Annotated in this window: 15 protein-coding genes; 1 reads left to right on the forward strand and 14 read right to left on the reverse strand. The window is 68.5% G+C overall.

From position 1 onward, the window contains the following. Nucleotides 1-379: 379 nt before the first annotated feature. Genes V6S85_RS10635 through V6S85_RS10685 form a run of 11 tightly spaced genes read right to left on the reverse strand, consistent with a single transcriptional unit; the run spans nt 380 to nt 9732 of the window. Nucleotides 380-1606 carry a type II secretion system F family protein gene (locus tag V6S85_RS10635; RefSeq protein ID WP_334348918.1) on the reverse strand — a complete coding sequence of 409 codons (1227 nt, stop codon included), beginning with the start codon at nt 1604-1606 and terminating at the stop codon, nt 380-382. Next, nucleotides 1599-3302, reverse strand: coding sequence for a GspE/PulE family protein (locus tag V6S85_RS10640; protein WP_334348919.1), 1704 nt, complete (start codon nt 3300-3302; stop codon nt 1599-1601). Before V6S85_RS10640 ends, V6S85_RS10635 begins: the two co-directional genes overlap by 8 nt. Beyond that, nucleotides 3290-3943, reverse strand: coding sequence for a prepilin peptidase (locus tag V6S85_RS10645; RefSeq protein ID WP_334348920.1), 654 nt, complete (start codon nt 3941-3943; stop codon nt 3290-3292). The genes V6S85_RS10640 and V6S85_RS10645 overlap by 13 nt, the downstream gene beginning before the upstream one ends. Next, nucleotides 3940-4356 carry a type II secretion system major pseudopilin GspG gene (gene gspG, locus V6S85_RS10650; RefSeq protein WP_243410435.1) on the reverse strand — a complete coding sequence of 139 codons (417 nt, stop codon included), beginning with the start codon at nt 4354-4356 and terminating at the stop codon, nt 3940-3942. Before gspG ends, V6S85_RS10645 begins: the two co-directional genes overlap by 4 nt. Continuing rightward, entirely contained in the window at nt 4353-5045 is a 693-nt protein-coding gene (locus V6S85_RS10655) for a hypothetical protein (RefSeq protein ID WP_334348921.1), read from the reverse strand. The genes gspG and V6S85_RS10655 overlap by 4 nt, the downstream gene beginning before the upstream one ends. Then, complete coding sequence (gene gspD / locus V6S85_RS10660; RefSeq protein ID WP_334348922.1) at nt 5035-6996, reverse strand: type II secretion system secretin GspD; 1962 nt, start codon at nt 6994-6996, stop codon at nt 5035-5037. Before gspD ends, V6S85_RS10655 begins: the two co-directional genes overlap by 11 nt. Before the next feature lie 25 nt (nt 6997-7021). After that, nucleotides 7022-7564 carry a hypothetical protein gene (locus V6S85_RS10665; protein ID WP_334348923.1) on the reverse strand — a complete coding sequence of 181 codons (543 nt, stop codon included), beginning with the start codon at nt 7562-7564 and terminating at the stop codon, nt 7022-7024. Continuing rightward, nucleotides 7540-8067, reverse strand: coding sequence for a hypothetical protein (locus V6S85_RS10670; RefSeq protein ID WP_334348924.1), 528 nt, complete (start codon nt 8065-8067; stop codon nt 7540-7542). Before V6S85_RS10670 ends, V6S85_RS10665 begins: the two co-directional genes overlap by 25 nt. Then, nucleotides 8064-8876, reverse strand: coding sequence for a hypothetical protein (locus tag V6S85_RS10675; protein ID WP_334348925.1), 813 nt, complete (start codon nt 8874-8876; stop codon nt 8064-8066). The genes V6S85_RS10670 and V6S85_RS10675 overlap by 4 nt, the downstream gene beginning before the upstream one ends. Continuing rightward, on the reverse strand, nt 8873-9430 hold the full coding sequence (locus V6S85_RS10680) for a hypothetical protein (RefSeq protein WP_334348926.1): 558 nt from the start codon (nt 9428-9430) through the stop codon (nt 8873-8875). The genes V6S85_RS10675 and V6S85_RS10680 overlap by 4 nt, the downstream gene beginning before the upstream one ends. Then, nucleotides 9430-9732: a hypothetical protein gene (locus V6S85_RS10685; RefSeq protein ID WP_334348927.1), complete on the reverse strand. Its 303-nt coding sequence runs from the start codon at nt 9730-9732 to the stop codon at nt 9430-9432. Before V6S85_RS10685 ends, V6S85_RS10680 begins: the two co-directional genes overlap by 1 nt. 2109 nt (nt 9733-11841) lie before the next feature. Between V6S85_RS10685 and V6S85_RS10695 the strand changes: the two genes are divergently transcribed. Beyond that, entirely contained in the window at nt 11842-12525 is a 684-nt protein-coding gene (locus V6S85_RS10695) for a hypothetical protein (protein ID WP_334348928.1), read from the forward strand. A gap of 531 nt (nt 12526-13056) precedes the next feature. Here the strand turns inward: V6S85_RS10695 and V6S85_RS10700 are convergent. From V6S85_RS10700 to V6S85_RS10710, 3 genes are all read right to left on the reverse strand, one after another. Beyond that, the gene (locus V6S85_RS10700) at nt 13057-15582 is read right to left on the reverse strand and encodes an RHS repeat-associated core domain-containing protein (protein WP_334348929.1); all 2526 of its coding nucleotides are present in this window, start codon (nt 15580-15582) and stop codon (nt 13057-13059) included. A gap of 230 nt (nt 15583-15812) precedes the next feature. Then, the gene (locus V6S85_RS10705; protein ID WP_334348930.1) at nt 15813-16331 is read right to left on the reverse strand and encodes a hypothetical protein; all 519 of its coding nucleotides are present in this window, start codon (nt 16329-16331) and stop codon (nt 15813-15815) included. Nucleotides 16332-16339: 8 nt separating this feature from the next. After that, a complete protein-coding gene (locus V6S85_RS10710) occupies nt 16340-18880 on the reverse strand; it encodes an RHS repeat-associated core domain-containing protein (RefSeq protein WP_334348931.1) in 2541 nt (846 codons plus the stop codon). Nucleotides 18881-18907 lie beyond the last annotated feature (27 nt).

Consider the following 18907-nt stretch of genomic DNA (forward strand, 5'->3'; position numbering starts at 1 on the left):
CCTTCAGCGCCGACGACAACACCGGCCGCGTGTCGAACTGCGGCCAGTACCAGGTGGATGGCGTGAAACTACTCGTCGCCGGCGCGCCATCGCCGGAGGCCACGCGCTGAAACGGAATCGCGGCCCGCGTCACGAACTCGGGATCTTCGCCCATCGTCGTTCCCGGGATGTAGCGCGCGCCCGTCTGGCTGACGGAGTCCGGCGCGTTCGCCCAGGTGAACCGACGGGCGGTGGAGGCCGAGTCTGGCGTGTCCTGCACCTGCTCCGGAACCGCGCCTTCCAGCGTCGCCGCCGTCGCGGCCAACGCCCGGATGACCGCCGCCCGCGGCGCGGGCCCTTGCGCTATTTCAACAGCGCGAGCAAAGGCCTTTCTATCGGGTCAGCGCAACGCCGCCTCGCCCAGTTCGGTGACGCCCGACAGCAGGCCCGCCATCAGCAGACCGACCATGCCGCCGAGCAGCACGATCAGCACCGGGCCGGCCATCCGCCCGAAGGCCTCGATGCGCCGCACGGCCGCCTCTTCCTCGAGCCGGCCGCCTCGCGCCAGCATCTGGCCGAGCGCGCCGGAGGCCTCGCCGACCGCGGCCAGGCGGGCGGCGGCCGTGGGAAAGCCCCGCACTCGCTCCAGCGCCGCCGACAGAGCCACGCCCTGGCGCACGGTCGGGGCCAGGTTCGCCAGGCGCTCCCGGGCCGTGGGCGAGCCGACCCCGCGAACCGCCAGCCGCAGGGCGTCCGACATCGGCGCCCCGGCCGCCAGCATGCCGCCCAGGCCGATGGCGAAGCGGCCGAACACCAGGGGACGGACCAGCGGGCCGGTGGGCCCTTCGACCAGGAACCGGTCGACCGGCTCGGCCAGCAGGCCCGCCCGCCCCATGACGAAGAGCGCGATCGCCGCCACCCCCGCCCCGGCCGCCAGATAGGGCCCGCTCGTCTGCAGCGCCGAACTGGCCCCGATCAGCAGCCCCAGGACCAGCGGCGGCGGGCCGTTGGAGGTCTCGACCAGCGGCGTCAGGGTCGGCACCACGAACAACAGAATGACCAGCAGGGCCGCCACGGTGCTGACCAGCACGAAGATCGGATAGGACAGGGTCGAGATCAGCTGTTCGCGCAGCTTGTCGCGCGAGGCGACCAGGTCGCTGGCGCGCTGCAGACCGCCCGGCAGGTCGCCCGAGGCCTCGCCGGCGGCGACGAAGGCGGCCACGAAGGCGTCCTTGGACGGCAGGTTGCGGGCGAAGGCGGCCTCGACCGCCTCGCCGCCGCCGATCTGGGCCGCCAGCCGGCGACAGAACTCGCGCACCGCGGGCGGCGCCCCCTGCCCGCCGAGAATGCCCAGTGCCGAGCGGATGTCGGCGCCGGCGCGCAGCAGGTCGGCGAGACTGCCCAGCAGAGTCGACAGCCGGCGATCGTCGATCGTCCGGCGCGATCCGCCCTGCCCTCCGGCGCCGGCGCCGCCGTCCCTGGCCCGCTTCAGCCGGACCGGCGAAAGGCCGTCGCGCCGCAGGCGCTCGAAGGCCTGGGCCTCGCCGCCGGCCTCGATCCGCCCCTTGAGCCGGCGACCGCCAGCGTCGAGCGCGACGTAGTCGAAGCGGCCCGCCCCCTCAGCCATGGACCGCCGCCGTCACTTCCTCGATGGTCGTCACGCCCTCGAGGGCCTTGGCCAGGCCGTCGCGCAACATGCTTTCCAGACCGCGGCGATGCGCGTGGGCAGCCAGGGCGCTTTCGCCCTCGCCTTCGGCCACGGCCCGCAGCATTCGGTCATCGGCGAGGAAGGCCTCGGCGATCGGCATCCGCCCCCGGAAGCCCCCGCTGCACGACGGACAGCCCACGGCGCGGAACACCCGGCGCGGCGCGGAAAGGCCAGCGGCCGCCAGCACCGCCTCGCCGGCGGCGTCGATCGGCCCCTCGACCCGGCAATGCGGGCACAGCCTGCGCACCAGCCGCTGGGCGGCCGCGCCGCGGAAGGCCGCCGCCAGCTGATAGGGCTCCACGCCCATGTCGCGCAGCCGCGGGAGCACCCCCAGGGCGTCGTTGGCGTGCACCGAGGCCAGCACAAGGTGGCCGGTCATGGCCGCCTGGATGGCCACCGCGGCGGTCTCCGGATCGCGGATCTCGCCGACCAGGATCACGTCCGGGTCCTGGCGCAGGAACGAACGCAGCGCCGCGGCGAAGGTCAGGCCCAGCTGGGCGGCGACCTGGGTCTGGGAGACGTGTTCGAAGTGGTACTCGACCGGGTCCTCGATGCTGAGCACCTTCTTGGCCGAACCGGCGAAGCTCTGCAGCATGGCGTAGAGCGTCGTGGTCTTGCCGCTGCCGGTCGGGCCGGTGATCAGGAACAGGCCGTGCGGCATGTGCGCGGCCTTGTCGAGCGGCTCCGACACCGCCACTCCCAGCCCGAGGGCCTTCAGGTCGAGCGGCACGGCCGAGCGGTCGAGGATCCGCAGCACGGCCGACTCCCCGAACACGGTCGGCGAGGTGGCCACGCGCACGTCGACCGCCTTGCCTCCGACGACGAAGCTGGTGCGGCCGTCCTGGGGCAAACGACGCTCCCCCAGATTGAGATTGGCGATGACCTTGATGCGGGACACAGCGGGGGCCGCCAGGTCGGCCGAGACCACCCGGTGCTCGACCATCCGCCCGTCGATACGCAGGCGAATGGCCAGGTCGTGGCGGCGCGGCTCGAAATGGATGTCGGACGCGCCCGCTGACAGGGCCGCCTCGAAGACGGCCGCGACCAGCCGCGCTCCGCCGCCGTCGAGCGCCCCGTCCGACACTTGGTCGATCTCACGCTCCAGTCGGCGCTCGTCGGGCGCATCGTCCGAAGCCGCGCGGGCGGCCTGGCCGAACATCGTGTCCATGGCGCGGCGCCAGTCGGCCGGCCGGGCGACGAACAGGCTGACGGTCTCGCCGGTGGCGAAGACCAGGCCGCTCAGCGCCTCGTTGTCGAGCGGGTCGCAGGCGGCGCAGATCAGGCCGTCGCGCACCCGGCGTAGCGGCAGGATGCGGGCCCGGCGCAGGAACTCCTCGGAGACGCCGAGTTCGGCCGGGTCGACGGCGGGCGACAGCCGCTCGGGGCGCCAGATTTCGCAGCCAGAAACCTCGGCATAGGCCTGGGCGAGATCGTCGTCAGCCAGCGAGCCCAGCTGGTTCAGCACCTGCTCGACCGGCTGGCCGGTGCGCGAGGCGACCAATTCTGCCCGGGCCACGGCGGAGGCGTCGACCAGGCCGGCCTCCAGCAGGTTCTCCAGCAGCGTGGCGCGCTGGCGCGCGGAAGGATCGTTCAGCAGGCGGGTCACATCGGCCATGGGCCAGCCTCCGAGGCAAGGCCTACGACCCAGGCGCCGAGCGCCAGGCAGGGACCGAAGGCGAGACGACCGTCGGCCGGTCGCCGCACCACGATTACGGCCAGCGCGCCCAAGGCCGCCAGCACCAGGAACCAGGGCGTGGCCGCGCCCAGCCACAGGGCCAGGGCGGCCGCCAGCTTCACGTCGCCCAGCCCGAGCGCCTGACGACCGGCGCGGCGGGCCAGGACGGTGCGCAGAACCAGAAGCACGGCGCCGGCGACGACGGCGCAGGCCGCGCCTTCGGCCAGCCGGCCGCCCAGCCAGGCCAGGACGGCGCCGGCGACGGCCGCCGTCGCCGTCAGCGCGTCTGGCAGTCGCATGGTCGTCGCATCGACCAGGGCGGCCGTCAGCAGCGTCAGCCCCAGCAGCGCGAGCAGAAGGCCTCGGACGCCGGGCGCGACCGTCAGGGCCGACAGCACGACCAGCACGCCAGCGACCTGGCCGATCGAATGCAGAGACAGCAGCCCCCCGCCCCAGGTCGCGCCGACCGCGCCGGCGCTCGCGCGAGCGCCGGCCGTGCGTCCAGCCACGGCGCCGCAAAGACGTCCCGCCAGCAGGCCGCAGGCGGCGCCCAGCGCCAGCATGGGCCAGTCGATCGTCATTCAGGGCGACGCAGGTCGCGCTTGACGCCGGTTCCGCCCGGCTTGCGATCGGCGCCGTTGCTGGACACCTCGAAGCCCTGGCCTTCGTCGGTCAGGCGATAGATCAGCGGCTGGCCCCACGGGTCCTGCAGGGTCTTGGCGTTCTTCACATAGGGGCCCGTCCAGGCGTCATCGCCGGAGGGCGCGTCGACCAGGACCTTCAGCCCCTCGGCCTGGGTGGGGTAGCGGCCCACGTCGCTGTGGAAGGTCTCGACGGCGGCCGCCACCGAATCCAGCTGCAACTCGGCCGCCTTGACGCGCGAACGGCCCAGCTGGCCCATCAGGCTTGGCGTCAGCACCGCCGCGATCAGGCCGATGATGGCGATCACCACCAGCATCTCGGTCAGGGTATAGCCGTCGTCATTCCTGGTCATGCGCTCTTGGCCTTCTTGCCGATGCATCGATCCCCGCCCTCTCCCTGTCGCCTGAAGCTGCGCCAGATGACGGCGGCGGCCTGCTGGTCCCCGCCGACGAAGCGGACGAGGCGTTCGTCCGTCCAACCTGAATCGAGCCTCGCCCGCAAGCGCCAGACCTGTCCGAGCCGGGAGCCGGATCCCTGCGCCCCAAGCCGTCCAGGCGTTCTTACCGTCGCTTCGTTCGCCTCGCCCCAGCCCGAGACCAGGGAAGCCCCGCAGATCCGCCAGTCGGGCGCCGTCGCCAGCTGGGACAGCGTCTCGGGCGAGGGATAGAGGTCGGCCAGCGCCGTCAGTCGGGCTTGCAGGGCGCGGGGATCGGCCACCCCGAGGGCCGCCAGATCGCCTGCCGCCACACCGTTGGCCAGCCGCAGCTTGTCGCGTTCGGGCTCGGCCTCGATGGCCGCCGAACCGGCGCTGGTCTCGACGGTGAACGCCAGTCGCCCTTCGCCGGTGTCGCCGGCCAGGCGCGCGGCGGCCTGCTCCTGCGCGCCGGCCAGGGCGTAGTCGGCCTGCAGCATGGCCATGTCGCGCTGCGCCTGGCGCAAGGCCGATACGCTGCGCTGGGTCACCGCGCCGGCGATCATCGCCATGGCCAGGACCACGGCGAGGGCCGCGCCGCTGACATAGCCGCCGCTCCTATCGGCCATCGGGCAGCAGCCCGCGGGCGCGCAGCTCGCGCAGGTCGGCGTAGAGATCCTGCATGGTCCGCTCGGCCCCGGCCGGATCGGTGATGATCCGCGCGGTCAGCAGCACGATCAGCTCGGTGCGGCTCTCGTCCCGGCTCTGCGACTTGAACAGCGATCCGATGCCCGGAACGCTGCGCAGCCCCGGCACGCCGGCCTCGTTGCGTGTGCGGGTCCGGCTGATCATCCCGCCGAGTGCGACCACGGCGCCGTCGGCGATGGCCAGGGTGCTTTCCAGCTTGCGCTGCTGGATGGTCGGGGAGTCGATGCCCGAGGTGACCGTGCGGGCCACCGAACTGACCTCCTGGGCCACCTCCAGCACGATGCGATTGTCGCCGGTGATGCGTGGGGTGACATTCAGGATCACGCCGGTGTTGCGATAGTCGACCGTGTTGATCAGCGCCGCGTTCTCGCCCGTCGTGTTCTGGGACGACTGGGTGACGATCGGCACCTGGTCGCCGACCTGCAGGGTGGCCGACTTGTTGTCGAGCGTGACGATCTTCGGCGCCGAGACGACCTCGACGTCGGTCTTGGAGCCCAGGGCGCTGATGGCCGCCTTGATATCGCCCGTCAGGTAGGTGATCGAAAAGCCTGGATAGGTCGGGGCGACAGCGCCGCTTTCGTTGTAGATCGAACTGGCGGTCAGCTTGCCCGAGGCGCCCAGCGTCTGCCAGTCGACCCCGAACTGCAGGTCGTTGTTGAGCGTGACCTCCAGGATCGAGGCCTCGATCATCACCTGGCCGGCCGGCCGGTCGATCTCGGCCAGGATCTTCTGCATCTGCAGCCACCGCGACTGGGAGGCGAAGATCAGCAGGGTGTTGGAGTCCTTGTTGACGCTGATCCGGACGCCGTCCTCGCCTTCCGAGCCGGCGGTCACCCGCGCTCCGCCGGACGACGGGGCGATGGTCGGGGCGGTCGTTCCACCGCCCGTGGACATCCCGCCGCCCGCCCCGCCGATCATCGAAGAAGACGACGCCGAGAGGGTGGAGCTGCTGTTCGATGCGCTGCTGCCCGCGAAGGCGGCCTCAGCGCCAAACGCGCTGGCCAGGGTCGCCCCCAGCGTCTCGGCGGCGACGTTGCGCGGCCGGTAGACCCACAGGCTGGAGCCCGCGTCGGGCGCGACGACGTCCAGGCGACGCACCCAGGCGCCGACCTCGTCGAGGGCCTGCGAGGTGCGGGCCAGGGCCACCAGGCCGTTCAGCCGCTTGAGCGGGACCAGCGTGACCGCGGTCATGCCGCCCGCCTGCAGCAGGCGCTCCAGCTCGCTGGCGGCGGTGGAGGCCGACACCTGGCGCAGCTCGAACCAGCGGATGCGCGAGCCCTCGAAGGCGCTGCGATCGAAGACCTTGATGGTCTCCAACGCCGCGTCGATCTCGGAACCCAGACCGCCGAGGATGATCAGGCCCTGCTTGTCGTTGACGTACAGCACCGTGTCTGCGCCGCTCATCGCCTCCAGCGCCTTGGCCACTTCGCTGGGGGCCACGAACGAGACGGGCACGGCCAGCACGTCGTAGCCCGCCCGACGGCTGCGCGAACCGTCGCCGGCCGTGCGGATGGCGCCGCCGGAACGCGCCTTGGCGCGCGGCGTCACGCGAACATTGTCGCCCTCGCGCACCAGCACGATGTCGCTGGCCGCCAGCGTCGCCTCCAGCGCCTCGTAGAGCTGGGCGCGGGTCAGTCGCTGCTCGATGCGGAACGACATCTTGCCGTTGATCGCCGGATCTAGGGTGTAGGCGACGCCGAGCGTCGAGCCGAGGATCTCCTCAATCACCTGGGCGATGTCGGCGTCGCGGAACGCGAAGGTGTAGGTCTCGGCCCGCCCCTGCGACCAGGCGACACCTGGCGCGGACACGCCGGCCACGACTGGCGCCAGGGCCAGCCAGATCGCCGCCGTGCTATACTTCAAACGCTTCACGCCACGCCCCAAAGTCGAAAATTCCTCATATGCCGCTCATCGCCGGCGCGCTGGCCGGCGGGATCGGTCCGCGCCCCGGAGGCGGCCCGGCGTCACCTTGCATCGACGGCGAAATCGACGACGAAGCCGTCCCCCCGGATGCCCCGGCGCTGGCCTCTCCCAGCCGCACGTCGCGCAGGCCGCCGGCCGTATCGATCGTGATCCCGCCGACGCTGACGCTTTCAAGGGTCACGCCGTCGCGCGCTTCGCCGACCGACAGCCAGGCCGCCGCCGCGCCGCCGATCGAGACCAGTGCGGCCGTCCGCCGCGCGCTGCGCGACAGGCCCAGCAGGCGGACCTGCGGCTCGGGCGCCGCGGTCGCCGCGAACAGGGACGGCGCGCCGCTCCAGTCCCCAGCGCCGGGCGAGGCCGCGCCGCGGCCGGCCCGCAGCCGCGGCGCGGCCTCCTCGACGGCGGCGATGCGCTCGTCGGCCATCTTGGGCCCGCCGGCGGCGGCCCAGGCCGCCACGCCCAGCGCCAGCCCGACGGGCGCGGCGGCGAGGATCAGCGTGAAACGGCGGTCCAGCAATAGAAGCGTCCTTCAAGAGTAAGTCGCACCGACCCGTCCTCGCCGCGCAGGTCCACGGCGTCGGCCTGGGTCAGCATCGGCCCGCGCCGCAGGGTCTCCATCAGCCCGACCGCGCCCGCATAGGAGCCGCCGGCCTCGACCGTGAACCGCACGGGCGTCAACGGATCGCCGAACTCGGGGGCGGCCGGAGCCACCTTCACGCTCGGCTGGGTCAGACCCGCTCCGGCCGCCATCGCCTCCAGGCGCTGGCGCGCGGCTGCCAGGTCCGCGGCCCCAGTGGACGGACACACGGCCTCGGCCGGATAGATCGTGCTCGAGCCCCGTCCCGCGGCCAGCCGCTCGGTGCGCGCCTGCATGGCCGTCACGGCCTCCAGCCGGCTCTCCAGGTCGACCGGGCGCGCCAGGCTGGCCAGGCCCCAGGCGCCGACGAGGGCAATGCTGGCGGCGGACAGGACGGAGCCCAGCACCATCAGAGGCCCAGGGGTCTGCGCTTTCACGGTCATCGGCGGGGCTCAGCGGCGACGGGCTCGGCGGTCTGGGCGGCGGGCCCGACGCCCCATAGCCAGACCCCCCGGCGGACCGGCGCGCCCGACCTCTGGACCGGTCGATCGGCAGCCGCGAAGGGACTGTCCTTGCCACGGCTCTCGACCGCCGACAGGCCAGGCTCCCAGTGCCAGGCCAGGATCCTCGCCTCGGGCTTCTTGCCGCGCGCGCTCCAGGCGAGATCGGACAGCGGCATGTCGAACCCGGGTCCGCGATCGCGGTCCTCGATGGCGGCGGCCAGGCGTCTCTGCCGGTTGACGGTCTGGGCCTTGCGCAGGTCCGAACGCGCGCTGACCTCCAGCGCCGCAAGGCGGGCTTCGGCCGCCTCGCCGGCCTGGCGGGCCACCCCCGCGCCGACCATGGCCGCGAACATCGTCAGGCCCGCGCCCAGGCCGACCAGGGCCAGCATCCGCATCCGCCGCCGCTCCTGGGCGGACGAGACGAACACCACGCGATGCCGCTCGCCGGCCAGCAGGGCCTCGGTCTCCAGCCGGTCGCCGACCTCGGCGCGGCGGACGTAGAAGGCGGCGAACCGCGCCGGCTGGCCGGGTCGCCAGGCTTCCAGGCGGCGCAGCTGGTGGGCCACCTCGTGCACGGGCAGGGGCGCCGAATGACGGGCCTCCAGCGCCGCGGCTCGCGCCTGCTCCCACGGCCAGCCGGCCGGGGCGGCGATGGAGCGGGCGAAGACGCGCGGCTCGACGACCGCGGCTTCGGCCAGGGCTTCGGCGGTCTCGGCTTCGACGAGCTGCAGACTGGCGGGCTTGATCACAACGCGCTCCTGCACTCGCCAGAAACGGAATCGAACACGCAGGGCCCTGGCTGGACCTGCCAGATGCGAGCGACCGCCAGGGGACGCTCGCCGTCGACCACGGCGATGGCCCGCAACGTCCGACGCGGCATGACAGCTGGCGGCCAGGCCTCGTGCACGCCGTCGTCGTCGACATATTCGAACCGAGCGCGGCGCGTCGGTCCCAGCGCCAGGGAACGCTGGCGCCCCCTGCCGTCGCGAAGGTTCAGGCGCTCGCCGTCGGCCGAGCGCTCGAGATCCAGCCGGCACGTCGCGCCATGGCCGCAGGGCAGCACGGCCGAACGGCTGGACGTCTGCGCGCCGCCGCGATCGGACCAGACCGGCTCGATAGCCTGCAGGTGGCGGTCCAGCCCCTGCTGCAGCGCCAGACTCCGGGCCTGGGCCTGGACGCCGGCCGCCGACCGCTCCTGCAGGCGGCCGATGACATGGGCCGCCTGGGCGAGCCCCCCGATAGCCAGGCCGATCATCACGATCGCCGCCAGGGCCTCGGCGAGGGTGTAGCCGTCATCGGACATCACGCCGCCTCCGGGCAGGCGCGGTCCGTGGCGATCTGGTAACGTCGGTGGCTCTTGCCGCCGCGCAGCGCCACCTTAACCCGGCAAATCCGAGGACGCATGGCGGGGCCGCCCAGAGGCGCAACCTCGCGCGTCCAGGCCAGGACCCCGCTGCGCCCCTCGGCTCGGCCAGGTATGGCCGGCGCCGTCTGGACCAGATAGCGGAGCAGCGCCTGGGCCTGGGCGAATTCGGCGGCGGCGTCGCCGGCGCGGCGCGAGGCGTGGGCGGCGGCCAGGGTCAACCCAAGACAGGTCGACAGCACGACGAGCGCCACAAGAGCGTCGACGGCGGCGAACCCCGCCTCGGCGTGCGGGCCGCAATGATTGCTACGAAAACGAATCTTACTCCCGGCCCGCATCGCCCCCGACGCGCCCGCTCCCGCTCAAGGCCTTCCGAAGCTTCGCTCTATCATACAAGCGCAGAGCGCAACCAGCGGTTACTCGAACTTGCTTCCCAGTCTCGCTTCAGGACGTCCTCACAAGGATCACCGCGAGCCGCTTCTGGACGCCTTGAGCGCTGACCTACTTCATCGGGGCGCGCCCAACCAAGCCCCCCCCTCGTGGCAACAGCATCGTCACCCGCCAGTGCTTTGCCTCACGCCGCGAACGGCTCAACGGCGACGCCGACGGACGTGGTGGCGTGGGCCGCATCGGCGATCGGGGCCGCCCGGCCCCGATGCCATCGTCCGGCGACACATCTCTTCGCGCGGAGACAGACAGAGTTGACTCCGGCTGGCGACGGCATGGCCGATCGCCAGCCGGACCAGGGCGGGGAAATCTGTGGGCCGGTTCAGGAGAGCGTCCAACGCGACGGCATCCGCAACCGTTGTCGCGAGCTCGGCCCGAGAGGCCTCACCAGCTCAAAGCATCACTTTTATCTTATCACTATATAGTAGTCGACGCCGAATACTGACAGAACACTCCAGATGCTCAACAAGCGCTCGTGTAACCGATATAAAATTTAGCATTATTCCTCAACGAAAGACCACAATCATGCATATTACATATGATCAATCGAAAAATTGCCGTCACCTAATCGGCAGAACAAGACCGCCCAAGAGCGGCAAAGCGACAACTTTACCCCTCCTCCCACCACTCACCTGGTGTGATGTGCGATTTCCAGCTTTGTCATACGTATAGGTCACCAACTGCCCATCGCTCTGAGTGACCTTTATCACCCTACCTAGCGCATCGTACGTGTATTCAACTTCTACCGGATCAGCAATTGCCACCCCGCCTGACGAAACCATCAAAACGATTGCAATCGCGAAATTCGCTCTAAAAAACACACTCACGAAACTTCCCAAATCTCACCCACCGAAACATCAGCCTCAAATACAAAAATACCTAGTACACCCTTACGCCGGCCACCAGGGACGCCCCATCAGAGTCACAAGAATACGCATATACCGATACAGATCTTTGAGTTGTGAAAGCGGTGATCAGGAGAGACACCATGGCATCCCTATTCGACATGGAATTCGAAATTCGAAACAACTCCGGCCTGCTACAATTCATTGGATTTGTCGTTCCGATTATATAGAAGTCAAATCCAAGATCCCGGGCATTGATACTAGAAATAACGGCCTGCGCTGTATTGTCCGGCGAGTTGGCGGAGGCTGGCGCGGCGAGCGCCAAGGCAAACGAGATCGACACGATGCCGATTTTCTTTTTGAGCATTTTTGTTCCATTTTTGATGGATGGGCCGCCCCGTGAAGAGCCACAACCTCACCGTCGATGAGCAGAGACGCCTAGCCAGCGCCTAGTCAAGGTTGATTGAGGCCACCCTGATGCATCGGCATCATCAGCTGGCACTTCCGTGGAAAACGCCGCCCCTCAAAAAAGTTAGCGCAGAGTCGCCTAACCAAGCTCCGCAATGCCAGGGGCAGCCGCAGCCCGACCATACCACCTGGCAGCAAGATCATGACCGGGCAGGCCATCCACTCGAGCCCCCCCCTTTGGCGCACTAGCCTAGGCCGAGGCGGGTTGGACCAGATAGGCAAGAAGCATATGGGAACCGGCTCGACTCGGCCGCCACCTCGGACGGGCGGCGCGACACATTCGCCGCGAACAAGGCCAAGCCGAGGCAGATCGAGAACGCCACGAACGCCACAAAAGCATCGACGGCCGCGAAATCCGCATCGCCGCGCGGACCGCGGAGGCGGTCACCAGAACAAATCCTCACCCCGGCCCGTATCGCCCCCGACGCGCCCGCTCCCGCTCAAGGCCTTCCGAAGCTTCACTCCATCATGTAAGCGCAGAGCGCAACCAGCGGTTACTCGAACTTGCCTCCCAGTCTCGCTTCACGACGCAATCGGCAGACAGCCGCGCTCGCCGCGTCAGCTGCGCTCCACGTACTCCTGCTGCTGGCGATGTTCGGTCAGGCCGGCGGTGATCTGCCCATGGCCGGCGGCGGCGAGACGGTCGGCGCCGTCGAGCCGTATGTGGCCATCGAACTGTCAGGCCGCGCCGGCGAGGAGCAGCCTGATCCGGCGCGGGAGCAGTCGGCCCAGATCGCCCAGCTTCTGACCAGGCTGCGCCAAGCCGATCCGGAGATCGCCATCCCCGTCACCCAGGCCGCCCAACCGCGCAGTTCGGCCCGCAGTCTGTTCGAGGCGGTCGAAGCCTCCCGCACCCGCCAGAGCCGGGGCGACCAGCAGGGTGAGGGGCGCGGCAAGGGACAAGACGATCGCGGCGGTGAAGGCGCGGGCCGCGAAACCGGCCAGGCCGCCGCCAAGCCCGCGGCCGGCCCGCGCTCAGCCTCGCCCACCAAGGGCAAGGGCGCCGGCGGCGGAGGACTGTTCGGTTTCGTCGAGCCTTGCTGGAAGCAGTTGCCTGGCCGGTCGACCGTGCCCGTGCAGTTGGAAGTGACGCTCGATCACCGCGGCCTGATGGCCGCCCCACCCCGCATCGTTCGCCCCGAAAGCGGTCCGCCGGGCGAAGCACGCCTTGTCGCCGAGGCCCGCGCGATCGCCGCGCTCAGCGCCTGCTTGCCGTACACTGGGTCACAAGCGCTCACCAGACAAGCACACAGGGTCGACTTCCCGGCCGCCTGATATTCGCCGCAGCGCTCCCCGCCGAGGCGTCAGCAACGAACGTGCGTCAGGGACAAGCGAAAAGAGCCCCCCCGCCTTCCAATTGGATATCGAAGCGCTCGCTGTATTCATTCGGATCGAACTCGGGGTCGGAGGGCCCCTTCTTCAAACGCCGCGCCTCAAAGACGCCTCTCTGCCGATCAAATCGCAGGAGCACTTCAGGAAAGGAACTCGCAACGTAAGATCCCGCAGGCGGGGCCAGGTGCGCCGATGGGGCCACCATCGCCAGCGTCCCGACTTCGGAGGGCGCTGGCAGATCGGCCGTGTTGCGGGAACATGAGCGAGGGAACGCCAGCACCATGTGTCCCGGCACGAGGAGACAGGAGAAGGCCGAGTTTGAGCAATCGCTCGTGCGCACAGTCCACTCCGGCGACCTCGCAATTCCGTTTTTCAGGTCGAGGCGCAACACACGCGCGACCCCGCCGGCCTGCGCCGGAGGCTTAACCTGCGCCGCACACCCGTTCGCAAAAACGGCCATGAAAGCAACGGCGATCAACAGCCTAGGTCGAAAGTTGCGCAATTGAATGTTTCCCCGATTGTTTCGCCTATTGCCTTGCCAAGTTTGCTGGTCGCTTTTTCTTGGTTATCGAACTGCGTATTCCACGGATACATCCGAGCGATCGCCTCGCCAATCCGCGTCCTGTGCCCGAAATCATGGATGACAACCGAACGGGTCGCCTCATCCGCGTCGCGCTGCCAACGTGTGGCGCTGTCGCGGAATGACTCCAGATAGCTCGGCGTGCCCCTGAACTGCCCGTTTCTATCTATCCCCGCGCCATAGTCATTGATCTTGGTCCCGTTCGGAACCACAGCCCAATCCGTCTTCGCCCAGGCCCTCTTGACCTGTGCTCCGCTCATTTCACGGGGCTTGCCGCCGCCGATGCTAACGGTGAGCTTGGCCTTCGGGTCGAGCGAGCGGATCGCATGGTCGACACGTCGAACCTGCGCTTGAAGGTCTTTCGCCGCCTTGTCTCCCTCCTCCCCCGCAGTGTTTGTCACCTGGCACTCACCTTCCTTGTCGCGGGTCCTGCAATTGCCCGTAGGGTCGGTTTTGTTCAGCGGATCACCGCCGGTGTAGGCATAGAGGTTTAGGTCGTCCTTGTAGCCGATGGGGTCGGTCTGCAGGAACCAGCCGCGGGCCGGGTCGTAGGCGCGGGCCTTGTAGTGATAGAGCCTCAACTCCTGCAGGGCGATCTGGCCGGTGTAGCGGAAGCGGCTGCCGACGCTCCAGTTGTCGCCGGGCTCGCCATAGGGACCGTAGGTGTAGACCTGCGCCGAGCCGTAGTTGGCCGCGGCGATCACCGATCCTTGGCGGTCGGTGTGCAGGCTGCGAGGCGTGAGATTGTCCGCGCCCTCCCACCATACGATCGCCTCGTCGACGCCGTAGCTGGGCGCATAGCGGCGCAGCACCGTTCCCGCGCCGTCATACTCGGCCACCAGCTTGTCGCCAGCGTATAGAAACTGGGTGACGGCCCCGTTGATCGTGGTCTTCGAAAGCCGCCCCAGCGGATCGTATTCCAGCTCCGCGGTCGCCGGACCGTTCATCCGGATCAGCCGGCTTTCGCCGTCGTAGCCGAACGCACGCCCGGCCCCGTCGTTGATCAGGTTCTGCTTGAGCCCATAGCCGCCCGCCGCGGCGATGGCCGCGTCGCGATTGAGGCCGTCGGCCGTCGCCGCCAGGCCGACCGTCGGCGCGTTCCAGGCATAGGCGCTGTTGGACGTCGACTGGCTGGTGGCCTGGCCCGCCGGGTTGTAGGCGAAGCCGAAGCTGACGTCCTGGGCCGTTCCGGGCAGGTCGTGGGCCAGGCTGGTCAGCCGGTCGCCCGCATCGTACCCCCAGCTCGACGTCGCGCCGTTGAAGAGGCTGGCCGAGGTTCTTCGTCCCTGGTTGTCGAAGCCGTAGGTCACGAACGGCGTGTTTGTCGTCAGCGCCACCGACTTCAGCCGACCGGCTCCGTCCAAGGCATTGACGACGTAATAGCCATCGGGCCAGCGCATCACCGTGCGGTTGCCGGCCTTGTCGTACTCGTAGGTCAAGGCCCGGCCGAAAGTCGTCTCGCCCGTCTGCCGCCCAGCCGTGTCGTAACCGTAGGCGACGCCTTGCCCCGAGGCGTGGAAGTGGACCGAGGTGGGCCGCCCGCTCAGGTCGTAGACATAGTTCACCGTCGCAAAGCCCGGGCCTTCCTTGGCCGTCATCCGGTTCAGCGCGTCGTAGCCGTATCCGGTGATCGTCGTGTCGCGCCGCCGCCAGCCGACGCGGTTGCCGTTGGCGTCGTAGCCGTACTCCTCGTAGTCGGTGGTGCTCGACACGCCCGATCCCCGGGTCGGCGAAGGGAAGTACTGGTACTTCAGCCGGTCGAAGCCGTCATAGGCCAGGGTGGTCTTGTTGCCGTTGGCGTCGGTGATCGTCTGCTGCTTGCCGTTGGCCGTATAGGTCCAGGTCGCGTAGGTCCGCTGCTCGGCCAGCCCTACCGCCTGCATCGTCTTGAGCGTCTGGCCCGCCGCGTCGAACTCGGTCTTGGACACCCGATCGGGCCCCTGCCCGCCCTGCGCCGTCAAGGCGCAGGCGTCGGGGCGCTCGCCCGCGTCGTAGAGGCTGGCGAACGCCGTCGCGTTCATCCGGGTGACGGTGCAGATCGCACGGTTCAACCCATCGTAACGGGTCTGGGTCAGGCTCGCCGCGCTCGTGCCGGGATTGGCCCAGACCTGGGTCCGATTGCCAGAGGCGTCGTAGCGGGTCCGCGTCGTCTGACTGACCGTGAAGTCCGAGCCCGACGCGTCGCTCACCACCCCGAGCTCAACCCGCACCACCCGGCCCGAAACGTCGTAGGTCGTCTTTTCGGCCACTCGCTTCAGCGGTCCCGACCCATCCGGATCCGGACCGATCTTCAGGACCGGGCGTCGCATGGCGTCGTACTGGAAATAGGTCGTGTAGTCCGCGCCGCTCAGCGCCTGCGACCAAACCGGCCCGCCCGCCAGCGCGACACCCAGCGCCGCCAGACTAACCCCAAAACGCAAACTGAACCCGCGGTTTGACCCCAACGTCTTCCCTAGCATTACAGGCATGCCCCAATTCCATCGCCCCCATCGGAAGCCTTTCGCGCCCGTTGGCCCGGCCTAACGCAGCGCGGTCGAAGGCGGCACTCGGCGCCTCCGCGACCTGCGCCGCTGGGGGGAGCGCAAACTCGCGCGAACCCCGCGCGATCCTCGGATCCGCGTGAATGATTTCTCCCGCAGACGCCGTCACTTCAGACATCGGGCTCTTCGCCGTACGGATCGCCCGCCTCATCCATGCAGAATCCATTTCTGAGTCGCCACTGACCGCCAACGACAGAAAATTCACATATGAAGTATTTTTCTAAATAAGCTCCTCTCATTGCTTTTGTATTTGAGCCAGAAACCTCCCCCTCAAAACCCGCGTCATAATAAATTACGTTGAAATTAATCGAATCCCCGCCCCACTTCTTGAATTTTACATCACCACCATCAACAATCCTGGACAACTTACCGTCCAGATAATCTCGAACACGCTTGCGCGTCTCGGCGTCCGATTGAATATTTTTGTCATAACTGGACAGAGCGTCGTAATCCCTGTCCGCAAGATGCTTCAGGAATTTTCGCGCATTCAAATCAAAATCAGTCTGCGCAGTGGCAGTGACCTTCTTCTCCGCTTTTGCCACGCCTGCATCGTCAGCAACGGATCCGCCGCACGCTGGAACAGCGATAATGAACAAGCCTGCGAAGGCGCCACGAAGAAGACTATTCATTTCATGTCCTAGGGGCATCCCGCTGTTCCTTTCACACACCCGCCCGGCTTGTCCTTGAACTGCGACGCCATCGGGTCCTGACGATCTCCGTTCGTATCCTTGAAAGTGTAGTGGGTATGCGGATTTTTGGTGCCCGAGCCATCAGACGTGCCGATCTGCTGACCTTGCTCGACAACCGCTCCCGGTACGATCCCTCCGGCAGCCCCCGTGTGCGCATAGCCACTGGTCGTTCCATCGTCGTTGCTGATGATGATCTGATTTCCACCCGCGCCAGGTCCGACCTTGGAGACAACGCCATCCTGGGTCGCAAAAACGTCTCCGCCCTTGGGATTACGGAAATCGGTCCCCGTATGGGGATCGGAAGCGCCAGGCGAGGGCGCCACCCGAGGACCGTATGGACTGGTCACCACGACGTTCCCCCTCCTGTCCGGAGAGACAGGCCAAGCAGGCGACGACGGCCTAGCTTGTTGCTTTGATGGCGGGACGAAAGGCTGCGAACCGCGCAACACCGGTCGCATGTTTCCTTGCGCGAGCTCCGGCCCAGGCCAATGCCTGGCTGCTTCACGACCGCTCGGATCGTGCGCGTTCAGCGGATCACCGCCGGTGTAGGCATAGAGGTTTAGGTCGTCCTTGTAGCCGATGGGGTCGGTCTGCAGGAACCAGCCGCGGGCCGGGTCGTAGGCGCGGGCCTTGTAGTGATAGAGCCTCAACTCCTGCAGGGCGATCTGGCCGGTGTAGCGGAAGCGGCTGCCGACGCTCCAGTTGTCACCGGGCTCGCCATAGGGCCCGTAGGTGTAGACCTGCGCCGAGCCGTAGTTGGCCGCGGCGATCACCGATCCTTGGCGGTCGGTGTGCAGGCTGCGGGGCGTGAGATTGTCCGCGCCCTCCCACCATACGATCGCTTCGTCGACGCCGTAGCTGGGCGCATAGCGGCGCAGCACCGCGCCCGCGCCGTCATACTCGGCCACCAGCTTGTCGCCAGCGTATAGGAACTGGGTGACGGCCCCGTTGATCGTGGTCTTCGAAAGCCGCCCCAGCGGATCGTATTCCAGCTCCGCGGTCGCCGGACCGTTCATCCGGATCAGCCGGCTTTCGCCGTCGTAGCCGAACGCACGCCCGGCCCCGTCGTTGATCAGGTTCTGCTTGAGCCCGTAGCCGCCCGCCGCGGCGATGGCCGCGTCGCGATTGAGGCCGTCGGCCGTCGCCGCCAGGCCGACCGTCGGCGCGTTCCAGGCATAGGCGCTGTTGGAGGTCGACTGGCTGGTGGCCTGGCCCGCCGGGTTGTAGGCGAAGCCGAAGCTGACGTCCTGGGCCGTTCCGGGCAGGTCGTGGGCCAGGCTGGTCAGCCGGTCGCCCGCATCGTACCCCCAGCTCGACGTCGCGCCGTTGAAGAGGCTGGCCGAGGTTCTTCGTCCCTGGTTGTCGAAGCCGTAGGTCACGAACGGCGTGTTTGTCGTCAGCGCCACCGACTTCAGCCGACCGGCTCCGTCCAAGGCATTGACGACGTAATAGCCATCGGGCCAGCGCATCACCGTGCGGTTGCCGGCCTTGTCGTACTCGTAGGTCAAGGCCCGGCCGAAAGTCGTCTCGCCCGTCTGCCGCCCAGCCGTGTCGTAACCGTAGGCGACGCCTTGCCCCGAGGCGTGGAAGTGGACCGAGGTGGGCCGCCCGCTCAGGTCGTAGACATAGTTCACCGTCGCAAAGCCCGGGCCTTCCTTGGCCGTCATCCGGTTCAGCGCGTCGTAGCCGTATCCGGTGATCGTCGTGTCGCGCCGCCGCCAGCCGACGCGGTTGCCGTTGGCGTCGTAGCCGTACTCCTCGTAGTCGGTGGTGCTCGACACGCCCGATCCCCGGGTCGGCGAAGGGAAGTACTGGTACTTCAGCCGGTCGAAGCCGTCATAGGCCAGGGTGGTCTTGTTGCCGTTGGCGTCGGTGATCGTCTGCTGCTTGCCGTTGGCCGTATAGGTCCAGGTCGCGTAGGTCCGCTGCTCGGCCAGTCCTACCGCCTGCATCGTCTTGAGCGTCTGGCCCGCCGCGTCGAACTCGGTCTTGGACACCCGATCGGGCCCCTGCCCGCCCTGCGCCGTCAAGGCGCAGGCGTCGGGGCGCTCGCCCGCGTCGTAGAGGCTGGCGAACGCCGTCGCGTTCATCCGGGTGACGGTGCAGATCGCACGGTTCAACCCATCGTAACGGGTCTGGGTCAGGCTCGCCGCGCTCGTGCCGGGATTGGCCCAGACCTGGGTCCGATTGCCAGAGGCGTCGTAGCGGGTCCGCGTCGTCTGACTGACCGTGAAGTCCGAGCCCGACGCGTCGCTCACCACCCCGAGCTCAACCCGCACCACCCGGCCCGAGGCGTCGTAGGTCGTCTTTTCGGCCACTCGCTTCAGCGGTCCCGACCCATCCGGATCCGGACCGATCTTCAGGACCGGACGCCGCATGGCGTCGTACTGGAAATAGGTCGTGTAGTCCGCGCCGCTCAGCGCCTGCGACCAAACCGGCCCGCCCGCCAGCGCGACACCCAGCGCCGCCAGACTAACCCCAAAACGCAAACTGAACCCGCGACACCCGCAATTCGG

Origin of the sequence: Caulobacter sp. CCNWLW153, from assembly GCF_036889365.1 — a bacterium.
Lineage (GTDB): Bacteria > Pseudomonadota > Alphaproteobacteria > Caulobacterales > Caulobacteraceae > Caulobacter > Caulobacter radicis.